The following is a 15,130-nucleotide window of genomic DNA, read 5'->3' as shown; positions in this document are numbered from 1 at the left end:
TTTAAGTTCAACGTTGAATTTCACCCAATTGACCAAACAAACAAGACAGACAGCAGCAGGATCACTGTGGCAGAAATGAATACCGCATAGCGGGGAAGTGTCAGCGCAACATCCTGTTCCGGGTCTAACAGACGGGAAATACGTACATTCACCGAAGTATCAGCAAAAGACGATTGAATAGTTGTCTCATTAATCCTCCAAGGTTCAGGGCAAGCCCGGATCAGTTTAAGCAGTGCACTGCCAATCCCCGCAACGTTCCCTGTACGTTCAATTGCCTCATTGTCAGCCAGAATTTCTCTAATGATATTGTAATGTTTTGAAGTATGCTTCAACACCGGGATATACGGCATCATGAAGGCAAAAACCGAAAGCAATGTCGTCTTGAGCGGATCACGATGCCACAGATGATGGACCTCATGATACACAACCGCTCTTTCTTCTTCAGCATCAAGCATAGTAAGTAGCCCCGTGGAAAGTACAATAACGGGTTTCCAGAGACCGATCGTAAATGCAACCGGTGACGGCTTGTCCACCACAATGAATCGAGTTTGTTTCAGATGACGGTACCGAGCTTCCAGTTCCCGAGACATAGTCCCATGCTCCATTGACCGAAGCTTCCGTACCGCTGCACATGTCTTAATCATCCGATCCAGCAGCAACCAGCCTGTACCGGCAAACGTCAGAATCACCAGCGCCATAAGAAAATGGCCTACAGATAACCAGCCCAGTCTGCTCATCCAGTGATTGCACAGCCAGAGCAGGTTAAACGGAATATCCCAACCGAATATTTTGTACATCGCGTACATGAACATCTGCATGAACACGAGTAACGGAATGCCAAACCCGACGGTAAACAAGAGCTTCGAGCGGGCTTTCCACATGTTAATCGCTATCCTTTTTCCATTGCTTAATCTTCTGCTCCAGACGCTCAATCAACCCTGCGTCTGCTTCATCCAGCGCATCCAGCATATGATTCAGAGCAAGTGCCCCGAACTCATCCACCAATTCATGTGACAATTCCTTGGATTGGTCGTTCATAAACTCCTCCCTGCTCTGCACCGGATGGTACAATGACGTTCGGCCCTTCTGCGACTTGCGGAGTAACTCCTTGTCCACGAGGCGATTCATCACCGTCATGACTGTATTGAAATTAACGTCTTTATCTTGTTCAAGTGCGGTTTGCACTTCGCGAATGCTGCTGCCTGGACGCGTCCATAAAATGTCCATAATCTTCGCTTCCAGCGGACCGAAAAACCGGTTCAGCCCACGCTCACCCACTTTAAAATTGTGTATTCTCATATGTTCAGACACCCCTCACACTACCCATTGTAGTGCCAACAAACGAGAAGTCAACCTCTATGTCAGCTATTTATTGTAAATAATTTGTAAATAAGTTTTCCATTTCAAAATATCATTTTGTTGCACAAGGTCGGCTTATAGGTCAAAAAAAGCTTAAAGACCGGGCAAGCTGCTATTCTGCAGTCCTGCCCGGCCTAATACAAAATCAATTATTCTTTTCTGGATAAAGATAAAATAAGTGCTTTATTTGCGATCCTGTGATGGCATAAATGCGGAGATATCCACACCAAGTCCATGAGCCAAACGACCACCGAGCTGTCCATCTGCCTGGAAGAAGTGACACAAGGCACGCAACTGGGTCTGTTCCGGCACTGCCTTCAAATCATTGATCAGATTATCGAGCAAGTGTTGCTGCTCTACCGCAGTGAATGAACGGAACAACTCCCCTGACTGAGTATAGTTATCGGTCTTCTCAATTTTCTCGCGTGTAACATGACCCTCTAGCGGAGCCTGACTGTCACGATATTCAGGTGCTTCCTCCGGGCTGTTGCCCGAGCTGTTCGGTTCATAGTTTACCGGAGAAGGGTCTTGATTCACATTCATGAGTCCATCGCGCTGATGATTGCGAACCGGAGCATAAGGGCAGTTCACCGGAATCTGCAAATAATTCGGTCCGAGCCGGTGGCGCTGTGTATCCGGATAGGAGAACAGGCGACCCTGCAGCAATTTATCCTCGGAAGGCTCAATTCCAGGCACCAGAGCGCTTGGTGAGAAGGCTGCTTGCTCCACTTCTGCGAAGAAATTTTGTGGATTACGGTTCAATGTCATGGTTCCGATCGTCTGGAACGGTAACACATCTTCGGGCCAAGTCTTCGTTGGGTCGAGTGGATCAAAAGCGAAATCATCCATCTGCTCCGGCTTCAGCAATTGTACTTGCAGCTTCCACTGCGGGTATTGACCGTTTTTGATATGATCTTGCAAATCCCGGGTGGCATGGTTGAAATCCTGCCCTTGTACCTCAGCCGCTTCCTGACGTGAGAAGCCTCGTACTCCTTGAGCCGATTCCCACTTGTATTTCACATAATGGACTTGGCCTTGAGCATTAATCCATTTGAAGGCGTGTACGCCGAATCCATCCATTTCACGGTAACTTGCCGGCGTGCCCAGATCGGAGAACAACCAGGTCATCATATGAGTGGACTCGGGTGATAGAGTCATGAAGTCCCAGTAACGTGCAGGGTCCTGGATATTCGTATCCGGCGCAGGCTTCAGGGAATGGACCATATCCGGGAACTTTATGGCATCACGGATGAAAAAGACGGGCAAGTGGTTCCCCACAATATCATAGTTACCTTCGCGGGTATAGAACTTCACGGCAAAACCACGTGGGTCACGCGCTGTCTCCGGTGAACCTGTACCGTGAATTACCGTGGAGAACCGCACCAGTACATCCGTCTCTGTGCCAGGGTCTTGCAGGAAGTCAGCTGTCGTATATGCCTTCATACTCTGCTCCAGTGTAAACACGCCATGGGCACCGGCACCTCTCGCATGAACGACCCGTTCCGGAATACGCTCACGGTCAAAGTGGGCGATCTTTTCAAGCAGATGATAATCCTCAAGTAATGTGGGGCCTCTTCTTCCTGCGGTACGGGAGTTTTGGTTGTCACCTACGGGTGCGCCCTGATTGGTTGTCATGCGTTCTGTCATATCGTTATCCTCCTCATGTTGGTCTTATGCCTGCTGTATATACTCTATTAAAATCATATTCGCCATCGGTTTAAATATACATTTAGACTTGATCTAACTGTTAAATTGATTCTAACATGTCCTACTTGCCTCTTGCATGAGGTTCGCATGAGATTAAGATGAGTTTCTTGTTCGTTTCATGAATGAAATATGAATATCAAATTTGAGTAATATGAGCATTGATCCATTTCAATTGATTTGATTTACGCTATCTATTGGATATACCCGCTTACGTGTGACATGAACTTAATAATGTGGCAAAAAAAAAAGGCGGACTAATCCGCCAGGCGGTAGCCCACTCCTCTTACCGTTACTATATATTGAGGCGAAGCCGCGTTATCGCCAAGTTTTTTGCGCAAGCTTTTGATATGAACATCCACCACATTGCTTCCACCCGTAAAGTCCGTCTCCCAAATATCGCTGAGCATCTCCTCACGAGAAATCACTGCACCTTTGGCGTCAATCAGCTTCAGCAGCAGATCATACTCTGTCTTGGTCAAATGAATGCGGTCATTATTCCGATGCACGCTCATCCGCTCACGATCCAGCCATAGATCCTTGAAACCGATGCGTTGTCCTTCCTCAGGCAGAAATCCGCGTTTCGGTGCTGCAGGACTATTGCCGATCATGCGCTGCACACGGTACAACGCTTCCTGCGGACGGGCCGGCCAAACCAGTAATTCCTCCTGAAGCATCGGGCCACTGGCACTGCCAATCATCTTCTCCCCCACCAGATACAGACAGGGTGTTGCATGTTCCGCTTCACGGTTCAATCGGCTGCTGATGCCGGCAAATGCATCAATGGTTCCGGCAACAGACAGGTCATAGATCAACAGATCAAATACAAGCCGTTCATGCAAATCAGGCTCCCAGCGATGGAATACCAGCACATCGAAGCAACTATCCGTAAGTGCCTTGACCAGTTCATGTACCTGACCCGGCATCGGACTGATCAGAATGACCCGTCTCGTGATCGGGCAATTATCCACAACAGGAGTTGGATCGGCAAGAGCAGGCTTGACCCGGAGCGGCAAACGACGACCGGACAGGTTGATTTTCACTTGACCCGTTTGTTTCTGCATTCCGCGCAGACACCTCCAAAGACCACATGAGCGTGATCAATCGCATACCCGGTTTCCTCCGCGACTTGCTTCATCCATTGCGGAGGAACTTCCGTCATGACTTCATCCACCTTGCCACATACTTCACACATAATATGTTGATGATCGTCCATGCGGGCATCATAACGACTCGCCGTCTCGCCCAACTTGAGCTCTCGAATCAATTCCTTATCCGTCAAATATCGGAGCGAATTATATACCGTACCATATGCCAAATTATAACCTTGCTCCACCAGACGGTTCATCACATCTGCTGCGGTTGGATGGTCTTCGGAATGACGGACTACATCGTAAACTGCTTGACGCTGTATCGTCAGATTTAGAGTTCTCACCAGCAATTCTCCTTTATTAACCCATTCAATAGTATATAAGATGACACAGCAATCTACTGATTACTATGATTCTCAGAAACATCAAAATCAATTTTGATTTAGATTAAGTATAAATCTCATTGTATAATGAAGTCAATATCCGACTAATTTATTCATGATTAGCGATAGCCAAGCCCCTTCACTGCTCCCACCTCTCCTATTTGGGATATTATGGTTCGCTACCGCACTGCTTTTCAGCTAAAATATAGTAATGTGCGCTAAAGGGGGGATGCTGGTTGCTAAGCACATTTTTCGTTAATGTCTGTGTCATGATTACGTTCATGTATGTGTCCGGAATCATCGCCAAATTCTATCGTATCCGTGTGCCCTTTCCCTCAATGCGTGCTCAGATGATCGGTGGTCTGCTGTTCGGGATCTATGGAACGGTACTGATGAATTATTCCTTTCCTTTGAATGAAACTACCATTGTGGATTTGCGTCATTTGGCTATCGTCACAGCAGCCGTATATTTAGGAGGACTGGCTTCGGTCATCTCGGGACTCGTCATCTCCATTCTGCGTATTGTCATGTTTGGTATGTCATCTGCTGCCATCGATGCAGCCTTCGTCATGACGATCATCGGACTGTCCGGTGTATATTTTGCCTACGCTCCCTGGTCAAGATTAACCAAGATTATTACCATGAACCTGCTGGGCATGACGCTGATCTTTGTCATCCTGATGCTGAATACTTCCAGCATGAATTCATTAATGAAAGTATATCCATTACAGATGACCATTTCCTTTGTCGGTGGAATCTTTATTTATTTCATCGCAGAATTTATAAATAAATCCAATGAGATGATGTTCTTGCTCGAACGCAGAGCTTCCACCGACCACCTCACCAACCTTAGTAATCGCAGGCAATTTGAGAAATCACTGGAGTTGGAGCTCGAACGAGCACGTGAGTACAAGCAAAAACTATCTCTGTTGGTCATCGACATCGACCGGTTCAAAAAAGTAAATGACACCTTCGGTCATACTTCAGGCGATGCGGTCCTGAAACAGCTCGGACAATTGCTCATTCAGCATGCCCGCTCGGCCGATATCGTCTCTCGAAACGGAGGCGAGGAATTTGCTATTCTGTTGCTTGATTGTGGTCATAATCAGGCTATGGCGATTGCCGAGTCGATCAGACAATCGGTGGAGAAATACCACTTCGCCCTGCCAGACGGCAATACGATCCGGCTGACCATCTCGATCGGTGTCGCTGTATTTCCGGATCACTGTGACGACCGGGATGATAACGATTTCTTTGAACAGGCAGACCGTGCTTTATATGAAGCCAAAAATACGGGCCGGAACCGAGTCTGTGCCATTCCGCTGCGTTCCGTCACACTCTCCGGCCAAAGCCCATTCTAATCACAAACCAAAAAAAGGGATGTCCCCGCAGCCTATCAGGCTAGCCAGGACATCCCTTTCATATCTCACCTTCTTGCATCATTCGATTCAACTCGCTTACGGGTGCAAGAACAACCTGTGAGGTTGAGTTTGCCTTAAGCTAATATTTGTTCGATTTCTTCAACGATAGCAGCATCCAGCTTCACACCGGAAGCGGCCGCGTTCTCTTTCACCTGTTCAGGACGGCTTGCCCCTACAAGCGCACTGGACACGTTATTTTGGCGCAGAATCCACGCCAGAGCCAATTGACCAACCTTCAGGTCCAGCTTGTCCGCCACTTCAATTAACTGGCGAACCTTCGCGATCCGGTCAGCGTTAATTTTCCCTTCATCCCAGCCAAGCTTCGCTGCCCGGCTATTCTCAGGAATATCGGATACCGAAGTGTATTTCCCGGTCAAAAGCCCTTGTGCCAGCGGGGAATAGACGACTTGTCCAATACCTTTGCGCTCGCCCAACGGGATGATTTCATTTTCGATATAACGGTCGAACATGTTGTACACCGGCTGATTCACCACAATATGATCCAGCAACAGGCGATCAGCGGTACCCAGCGCAGCTTCCATCTGTGCCGCCGTCCATTGACTAACACCTACGTAGAGCACCTTGCCTTGACGCACCAGATCGTCCAGTGCTCGCAGTGTCTCTTCAATTGGTGTTTCGGTATGATAGCGATGGCAATAATATATGTCTACATAATCAACACCCAGCCGTTGCAAGCTGGCTTCGCATTGTTCCTTAATATGTTTACGGGACAACCCTTGGTCGTTTGGACCGTCACCCATTTTGCCAAAAACCTTGGTTGCAAGAACATATGAATCACGGGAATACGCTTTCAACGTCTGCCCCAGCAGCTCTTCTGCTGCACCCCGCTCGTACACATTAGCTGTATCGAAAAAGTTAATGCCTTCATCGAATGCGGCTTCAATTGATTTCACCGCGTTTTCACGTTCCACATATCCTCCGTATGTCAGCCAGCTACCCAGGCTGATCTCGCTTACCTTCAGTCCGCTTCCACCCAATCTACGGTATTCCATTGAATGCACATCCTCCTCTAAACTGATTAATGATGAAGTTCCCTTTCTATTGTATCGTATTCAGCTCGGATTAAAAGGGCTTTGGAGAAGAATTTGGGAAATCGATATGGACGCATATGGAAAGCTCCGCTAAATGAGCGGAGCCACGATAAGAGTCACTATATTATGGTCACTTCATCTTATTTATGAATGGACGCTAGTTTGTCTTAGTTAGCTGTTACGATAAATTGTTCCCATGCTCCGCCTACAGCGTTACGATTGGCATACAGCACGCCTCCGTTATTCAGATCCGTACTGACATATTTACCGTTCGCAACGGATTTGAAAGCAACCAGTCCTCCGCCCAAATCTTCACGGGTAAACTTCTCCCATGTGGATGGATACGTGGCCGAGGCGATCAAACGCCCGCCGTTATTCAGATCAGCTTGCACATATTTGATGTTGCTCATCGACAGAAAGGATACCGTCCCATCCGAATTTTGGATGATTTTGAACCGTTCCCAGTGTCCGGCAGTATCCCGATTGGCAACCAGCGGATCCGTGCCACCATTCTCTGCGCTGACAAAAGTACCGTTGGCATTGGCCTTCAGACTGGACCACGTCTCTGTAAACGGAGCCGTTCCCGTATGTTTCTTGACCACATTCTGGAATGTGGTATTAGAGGCAAAGTTCGCTGTTGTAAACTTGCTCCATTTGGAAGCAATCGTTGCCGCGCTGTCCGTATTCAGGTTAGGTCCCGGGTTGTTGTTATTATTGTAATAACCCCAAGTTCCGCCCCCTTTAACCTTATAACTCCAGTTCGTCCATGAAGCATTCAGTGCATTCAAGCCGGACAGCCACTTCTCGGTCAGATCATCCTGACCAAACGAGAACTCGCCAGCTAACACCGGAACGTTCCAATTTTTCTGATAGGACGCCATATCCTTTAGCCAGCGATCCATCTCTGAATTGGTCAGATCCCAGTTGTTATAATCCGTGAATTGATAATGATGCGTCTGATACATCACATTCGTCCAGCCATACGTCGTTGGAGGTGAAGCTGCCCACCAGTCAAAGAATGCGGCGATGATGATCATGTGATCCGCATCCTTGGCACGAACAGCTTTGTACATGCGGTCATAGAAATCCATCTTTTGCTTGATCTGAGCTGCATTTTCACCTGTACCCATGGTTACGAGAGGTTCATTGAGCAGGTCATACGCGGCAACGGTTGGATTGCCTTTGTAACGTGTTGCCATCCGTTCCCAGATCTGAATGGTCCAGTTCTGGTATGTAGCATTGGTCCACAGTTGGTTGGAATTCTCCTGACCGCAGGAATGCCACGGACAGGCTGCTCCCGGTGCCCCGTGCAGATCGAGAATCACATACAGGTTCCGTTTGCCCGCTTCATCAATAAGCCAATCGAGCTTGCGGAACGTAACCGAATCAGGTTTCATGACACCACTGGTGTTCATAAAATCCTCCCAATAGATCGGCACACGCACAACGTTCATGCCCCAGTTCTTGATGTTATCCAGATCGCCAGCCTGAATCCAGTTGTCCTGATATCCATTGATCAGGCTTTGTGCACCCGATTCTCCAAAACGATTTGTCAAAGTACGTCGCAGTGTGTATTCATCTACCGCTCCGGATGGCGTCATCCATTCTTCCTGCAGCAGCCAGCCACCCAAATTGGTTCCCCGCAGGTTTACCACGTTGCCTGTACCCGAATTTTTGCGGACAACGGTCCCGTTAGCCTTCAGGAAATCCCCTGATCCAAAAGCAGCACTGGCCTTCGAAGAACCTACGGCCGAAGCCAGCAGTCCGAGCAGCAGACAGCTGCACAATAGCATGATGGTGCTCTTCTTCAACATGTTGACGCCTCCCTTAAATGGTCATAGCTTAAAGTATGACTGAACCAGGATGCAGCACTCACGACGGGTAACGTAATGCTATAGAAACAGCGGGTATACGAGTGGTACAATCCATGGATGGCTCCGCTATCTATCACAACTGGAGGAAATTCATGAAATCGATATTACTCATTAATCGGTACAAACCATAAGTTATCATTCATTCTAAATCCAAGTTGGTGTAATCGATTACATTTCCATGAAAATCAAACCCTTTATTCCTCCACTATCCCCAATTATTGCTTCATTCGGTTATAACTTGTAATCGTTTTCAATTGGAATTATAATGAATTTGAATGAATTGTCAATCACTTATTTGGAGTTGTGAAGAATATGGATGTCAAAATCATTGATGTCGCTGCAATTGCAGGTGTATCCCCGGCAACCGTATCACGAGTTATTAATCAGCACAGCAAGGTTAGCACCAAAACCAAAGATAAGGTGATGCGCGCCATTGAGCAATTGGGATATCACCCCAACGCAGCAGCCAAGAATCTTCGTTCACAGAGAACCATGACGATTGGCGTCATCGTTCCAGATATCAACAATTCCTATTATGCGGAAATAATCAAAGGCATTGAGAACATCGCTTACGCCCGCCATTACAAAGTCATCATATGTGATGCCCATAACCTGAAAGAGCGAGAAGTCGATTATCTTAATTTGCTGCTGGATCGTACTATCGACGGTGTCATCATTATCACTCCCATGCTGGCGGATGAGGAATTATTCCAGCTCGCGGATAAGGGGTACCGCATTGGCATCGTTGGCAAATATATCGAACATGATCAGATTCCGTGTATATACACGGACAACGTAAAATTTTCACAGGAAGTTGTTCAGCATCTGGTTGAGGCTGGACATCAAAATATCGTGTTTTTGAACGGTTATCCCCAAGCAATCGACAGCTATGAACGGCTAGAAGGCTATTTGAAAGCCTTGCGTAATCATCAAATTCCGTTTCGTCCCGAACTGATCGAGAATGGGAATTTTAACGAGGAAGGCGGGTACGAGGCCATCAAAAGACTATTTAACAAAGGCCTGTCCTTCTCTGCTGTATATGCGGCCAATGATGAAATGGCCCTCGGCGTATACAAGGCATGTACAGAATACGGAATACGCATTCCCGAGCAATTGGCTATTGTAGGTGTGGACAACAATCGAATCAGCAAATACATCCATCCTACGCTAAGTTCGGTGAACCAGCCCAAGTATACGATGGGGGCCATTCTGATGGAGAAGATGATTGACACGATGAATACGAATGAATTTCAGGACAAACGTGTATTTAAAGTCGACTCGGAGCTACTTATTCGAGGGTCCTCTTCCTTCCAAATAACAAATAAAGCGCACCCGTAACAGGTGCGCCTAATTTAATATACTTTTTCATTTTCTTAATGCACAATGATGCTTAACGCATTCAACAAATCAGCCTGCTTCACCGGCTTGGTCAGGACCGCATCGAAGACTTCCGCTTCATGCGGGTCGATATGCATGCCATAAGGAATCAGCACAATGACCGGTGAATCTGTAACCAGGTGCTTCAGCTTGTGCACAAAATCAACAGCGCCGCCCTCCAGCAGTCCCATATCCACAACGGCCACGTCAGGCTTAAAGCCCTCCTGAATCCAGTCGTACGCCTCGGTCGTAACCGAGGTCATATGCACATCCATCTTCCATCTGCGCATCAGCGAGGAGACCCCTTGCAGAATGTCGGGGTCCTTTGCAAGCAACACCTTTTTGTCCTTAAGTCGATGCTGAATACTGGCAAGCTGAGGCAATTCCCAATGTCTGCGAAGCGGCAGCCTGATCTCGAAGTCCGTCTCGTTCTCCCCTAAGCCATGCACCTGAATACGGCCATGCATAAGAATGGCAAGATTCTGGCTCACAGCCAAACCAAGATTGGTGCCCACCAGCTTCTGGGTACTGATGTTTCCATCAAGCTGGTTAAATGCTCTGAGCTTCTTGTCCGAAGATAACATTCTACCGGTGTACTTCACATGAAGTTGAAGCGTACCCGCTTCCTCTACATTCCCACCCTCCACGGTTGCCGTAACCAGTACCGGACCTGTACGAGTTGAATCTATGGCATACTGAATGACATGTGACAACAGTTGTCCGATCTTGATTTCATCCCCGACGAAAACCTGGGACACATTCAGATCAAGGTTCAATCCCAGCTCAATGTTCTTGCTCAGCGCCAGTCCCGCATAAAGATAAACGGTATTCTCAATTGTGGCTACGAGATCAAATGGATCATCGTGTACAACCGTTTTGCCTGTGTCATTAACGTTAAAACTCATCATGTTATTCAACAGGGAGAGCAGAATGTTACCGCTGGTCTCAATCATATTCACATACTCTGTCTGCTCGTCCGACATATCCGGTGTACGCATCAGATCTGTCAATCCCAAAATGCCGTTCAGCGGATTACGAATCTCGTGGCTCATCAGTGATAGCATCTGCGTCTTGGTCATCGCCTCGGATTCCGCGCGTTCCTTCTCTGCCTGCAACTGCACTTGCATTTGCTCCGAATCACTCAGCTTCTGCTCCTGAACTTGCAGCGTATCCTCCAGATCCACGACATACCCGAGAAAAACAGCCATAGCTTTCAGTGTTTTCATATCCGTTTCACTGATCACATAATCGGGATTATCCATCAGACATATGGTTCCGAACGTTTCTCCTGACCTCCGCATAATTGGAATGCCCACAAAGAAACGATTGCCCAATTCGCCCGTTACGTCCATGGACTCCGTTAGCGGATGTTCGCATGTATCCGTGATGATCAGACTGCTGCCCTTATCTCTCAATACCAAGCTGCAATATGAAGCTTCAAATGGAAGTTCACTACCTTTGGCAATCAGCTCTTCCTCGCGGTTAAAAGCCTCTATAATAACATTGGTCACGCCATCATTCGTGGCAACAAAGATGGTGTTCACCTTTAATATACCGCTTAATACATCTACAATATGGGATGCGGCTTCCTGTATATTTTCATAGAAGCCCCTTGTAATGCTTACCGTTCCCATGACTCACCCCTCTTGTCTTAGCTGCATTTCAAATCCGTATTCCACTTATGATCCAATCGATTAACGAGGGTTCAAATGTTCCGAAACAGCTGTCACAACCTATTCATATATGATTAACACTTTAGAAGTCAAAGGGAAACTTAACCGAATACAATTTACTCCACTGACGGGAATCTGTTATGGACGGCGTGGTTCAACGACTGGAAAGCTAAGCAACCGCTTTCCTTGCAGGTTTTCTGTCCTTGTTTCAAGCTTCGTCAGCTATATTTGCACGGTAATAAGAAATTATAAGCTTACCCTCCGGCTTTGAAAACCTTTATCATTCCTGACCAGAAACCGCCACGTTCGAGGCGTCCCTCCTATGTGATGATTATCACACCCAAATAACAATATATAGTTTATAAATGGATAAAGAAACTCTACATATAGTGTTCAATGAATGGACATTATCCCTATACAATCTCATTTTTTAGGAGGAATCTGATATGAACATGCTTGAGTATGCCTCTCCGCCGGCATCCGATCTGCTATCTGACCTGGGAAGACGAATTATCGGTGCAGAAGACGCCGATACGCTGAGGGAGAATGCTAATCTGAACGGAGACTCGTTCAGCGGCAAGATGAGCAGGCTAGGTTCGGAGACGGCCAAGTGGCATGCTCTGCGTCATGTGCTGCCAGAAGACCTTGCTTTAGCTGTGGAGAATGGTGATCTGTACGTACACGATCTGGATCAGTATGCCCTTGGAACGACCAACTGTATCTTTATCCCGTTTGACCGACTGCTGGCCTCCGGCTTTAACACCGGCAACGGTTCCGTTCGTACACCACAGACGATCATGTCTGCCATGGCGCTGGTCGCCATTATTTTTCAATCCCAGCAGAACAGCCAGTATGGCGGCGTATCGGCCAATAAAATCGACTGGGATCTCGCGCCTTACGTAAAGCGATCGTTCCGCAAGCATTACCGCAAGGGACAACGGTTGTTTGGGGAGAATGCCCTGCTTGAGGATAATCAGCTGCATCTTGAAAGCCTTGAAGCGAAGGAGAAGTGTCCACGAGCCTTTCCCTTTGCTTGTGAAGAGACTGCACTGGAGACGGAACAGGCTGCGGAATCGCTAATCCATAACCTGAACACCATGAGCAGTCGTGCTGGCGGACAGATTCCGTTTACTTCGCTGAACTACGGACTGTGCACTTCAGCCGAAGGTCGGCTCGTGTCCCGGTCGTTGCTGGAAGCGACCATTCGTGGACTCGGTAACGGGGAAACTCCCGTGTTCCCACAGCATATTTTCCAGTGCAAGCAAGGCATTAACCAATCTGAAGGAGATCCGAATTATGATTTATTCCGGCTCGCTGTGACCTGCTCCTCACGGCGTATGTATCCGAATTTTGTCAATGTGGATGCTTCATTCAATCTGCCCTATTATCAACCGGAAGATCCCGATACGATCATTGCCACGATGGGATGCCGCACACGCACACTGGCTGATCGCTTCGGACGCAATCGTCAGAGCGGCAAGGGGAACTTGTCCTTTAACACCATCAATCTCGTCAAGCTCGGCATACGATACGGGATCTGCCAGGGAACAAGAGCCATCGCTGACCGGGCTGGCTTCTATACGGCGTTGGAATCCGTCATGCACAATGCTACGGATGGATTGCTGCACCGTTATCGAATTCAGACAAACCAGCCTGCCAAAGCATCGGACTTCATGATGCGGGAAGGGGTGTGGGAAGGTGGAGAACAATTGGCTCCGAACGAACCGGTGGCTAACCTGTTGAAACATGGTACGTTATCCCTTGGTTTTATCGGGCTTGCTGAATGTATGACCGCTCTATATGGCCGTCACCATGGACAAGACCTTCATGTACATCGAGAAGCCTTGAATATCATTCGTACGATGAGAGAGTTCTGCGACCGGATGAGTGAGCATCATAACTTGAATATCACCTTATTCGCTACGCCCGCCGAGGGCCTATCCGGCAAATTCACCAAGATTGATCGTGAGCGATACGGCAGCATCGCGGGGGTCAACGACCGGGAATACTACACCAATTCATTTCACATTCCGGTCTATCATACCCTTCCTGCCTATCGCAAAATTGAATTGGAAGCTCCTTTCCACAAGCTATGTAATGCCGGGGCAATCTCTTATGTCGAACTCGATGGGAATGTACGAGCCAACACCACGGCTTTCCAACGAATCGTGCAATACGCCCTGGCCCAGGATATCGGATATTTCTCCATTAATCACCCGATTGATCGCTGTCCTGCATGTGGCTATGAAGGTGTAATAGGAGATGTATGCCCCGGATGTGAAGCTCATGAAAATCAGGTACATTTCCAGCGACTGCGCCGGGTGACGGGATATCTGACCGGAGATTACAAAGTACGTTTCAATACAGCAAAACAGGCTGAAGTACGGGATCGGGTGAAACATCGGTGAATCTGTATGGGTATATCCCCGAATCGGTGAATGAGGGAAAGGGCCTGCGAGCCGTGCTGTTCATTAGTGGATGCCGACATGCCTGTCCGGGCTGCTTCAGCCCGGACTCCTGGAGCTTCCGTGCGGGTGAGCCATTCACAGAGGAGCGGCAGCAGCAGATCTTGCATGAAGTGACCGCGCATCCCTTACTGGAAGGGGTTACGTTATGCGGAGGTGATCCTTTTTTCTCGGCCGCAGAATGCGCCTCCTGGGTTCGGCAGCTTCGGACTGCTCGGCCTGATCTGACTGTATGGGCCTATACGGGATTTGTATATGAAGAACTCGTTGCCGACCCTGCGCGAGCAGAACTATCCTGCCTATGCGACGTTATTATTGATGGACCTTATATAGCAGCTGAGCGTGATGTATCTCTTCCTTATCGTGGCAGTCGCAATCAGCGCATCATTGATGTAGGGGCAACGATGGCTTGCCAGACAATCGTTACAATGCAGATGGATGCATTGTAACGTTTTTTTTATTTGAAGAGTCAAGCACAGCGTGTGCGATGATTTGGTTCATTTTAAGGCGTCATTTTAAGAATTCAATCTGGCAATAAACCAAGGTTTCATATGGCTCCATTTCATTTCCGATCGGATTAATGATATATGTTGCAAGCCAATAGGTTATCGTCTATGATTGGTAGCATAAGAGCAAGTATACGACGATTGCATCATTATATAATCTATCATCTATGCTTGGTCACCAATTTCATAGCCGGAGATGTGTACGCACATTTCTGCACACGGAAA

General features: G+C 47.7%; 12 protein-coding genes and 1 riboswitch (1 of these 13 only partly in view). Of the genes, 4 read left to right on the top strand and 8 right to left on the bottom strand.

The window, feature by feature from the left end; genetic code table 11:
* Positions 1 to 20: 20 nt before the first annotated feature.
* From AMS66_RS21795 to AMS66_RS21775, 5 genes are all read right to left on the bottom strand, one after another.
* Positions 21 to 881, bottom strand: a complete 861-nt coding sequence (locus AMS66_RS21795) for a M56 family metallopeptidase (RefSeq protein ID WP_053782770.1) — start codon at positions 879 to 881, stop codon at positions 21 to 23.
* Position 882: 1 nt separating this feature from the next.
* Positions 883 to 1,299: a BlaI/MecI/CopY family transcriptional regulator gene (locus AMS66_RS21790; RefSeq protein WP_024632815.1), complete on the bottom strand. Its 417-nt coding sequence runs from the start codon at positions 1,297 to 1,299 to the stop codon at positions 883 to 885.
* A gap of 243 nt (positions 1,300 to 1,542) precedes the next feature.
* Positions 1,543 to 3,006, bottom strand: a complete 1,464-nt coding sequence (locus tag AMS66_RS21785; protein WP_053782769.1) for a catalase — start codon at positions 3,004 to 3,006, stop codon at positions 1,543 to 1,545.
* Positions 3,007 to 3,320: 314 nt separating this feature from the next.
* Positions 3,321 to 4,127, bottom strand: coding sequence for a winged helix-turn-helix transcriptional regulator (locus AMS66_RS21780; RefSeq protein ID WP_053782768.1), 807 nt, complete (start codon positions 4,125 to 4,127; stop codon positions 3,321 to 3,323).
* Positions 4,103 to 4,498 (bottom strand): Fur family transcriptional regulator, encoded by a 396-nt coding sequence (locus tag AMS66_RS21775; protein ID WP_024632818.1) that lies wholly within the window; start codon positions 4,496 to 4,498, stop codon positions 4,103 to 4,105. Before AMS66_RS21775 ends, AMS66_RS21780 begins: the two co-directional genes overlap by 25 nt.
* A gap of 275 nt (positions 4,499 to 4,773) precedes the next feature.
* Here AMS66_RS21775 and AMS66_RS21770 point away from each other — a divergent pair, with 275 nt between their 5' ends.
* Complete coding sequence (locus tag AMS66_RS21770; protein ID WP_053782767.1) at positions 4,774 to 5,898, top strand: GGDEF domain-containing protein; 1,125 nt, start codon at positions 4,774 to 4,776, stop codon at positions 5,896 to 5,898.
* A 134-nt stretch (positions 5,899 to 6,032) separates the two neighbouring features.
* Here the strand turns inward: AMS66_RS21770 and AMS66_RS21765 are convergent, their stop codons facing one another.
* A complete protein-coding gene (locus AMS66_RS21765; RefSeq protein ID WP_053782766.1) occupies positions 6,033 to 6,971 on the bottom strand; it encodes an aldo/keto reductase family protein in 939 nt (312 codons plus the stop codon).
* A 206-nt stretch (positions 6,972 to 7,177) separates the two neighbouring features.
* Positions 7,178 to 8,824: a cellulase family glycosylhydrolase gene (locus tag AMS66_RS21760; protein WP_053782765.1), complete on the bottom strand. Its 1,647-nt coding sequence runs from the start codon at positions 8,822 to 8,824 to the stop codon at positions 7,178 to 7,180.
* Positions 8,825 to 9,196: 372 nt separating this feature from the next.
* Between AMS66_RS21760 and AMS66_RS21755 the strand changes: the two genes are divergently transcribed.
* Positions 9,197 to 10,222 (top strand): LacI family DNA-binding transcriptional regulator, encoded by a 1,026-nt coding sequence (locus AMS66_RS21755; protein WP_053782764.1) that lies wholly within the window; start codon positions 9,197 to 9,199, stop codon positions 10,220 to 10,222.
* Between the two features lie 35 nt (positions 10,223 to 10,257).
* On the opposite strand, the gene AMS66_RS21750 is transcribed toward AMS66_RS21755, so the two are convergent.
* Entirely contained in the window at positions 10,258 to 11,895 is a 1,638-nt protein-coding gene (locus tag AMS66_RS21750) for a GAF domain-containing sensor histidine kinase (RefSeq protein WP_053782763.1), read from the bottom strand.
* Positions 11,896 to 12,380: 485 nt separating this feature from the next.
* Here AMS66_RS21750 and AMS66_RS21745 point away from each other — a divergent pair, with 485 nt between their 5' ends.
* On the top strand, positions 12,381 to 14,342 hold the full coding sequence (locus AMS66_RS21745) for an anaerobic ribonucleoside triphosphate reductase (RefSeq protein ID WP_053782762.1): 1,962 nt from the start codon (positions 12,381 to 12,383) through the stop codon (positions 14,340 to 14,342).
* Entirely contained in the window at positions 14,339 to 14,848 is a 510-nt protein-coding gene (gene nrdG, locus AMS66_RS21740) for an anaerobic ribonucleoside-triphosphate reductase activating protein (RefSeq protein WP_053782761.1), read from the top strand. Before AMS66_RS21745 ends, nrdG begins: the two co-directional genes overlap by 4 nt.
* Positions 14,849 to 15,079: 231 nt before the next feature.
* A riboswitch (cobalamin riboswitch) is annotated at positions 15,080 to 15,130 on the top strand (it continues 210 nt past the right edge of the window).

This window comes from Paenibacillus xylanivorans (assembly GCF_001280595.1).
GTDB lineage: Bacteria > Bacillota > Bacilli > Paenibacillales > Paenibacillaceae > Paenibacillus > Paenibacillus xylanivorans.
Note: the sequence above shows the minus strand (reverse complement) of the source record. Positions and strands in the feature narration are given on the sequence as shown.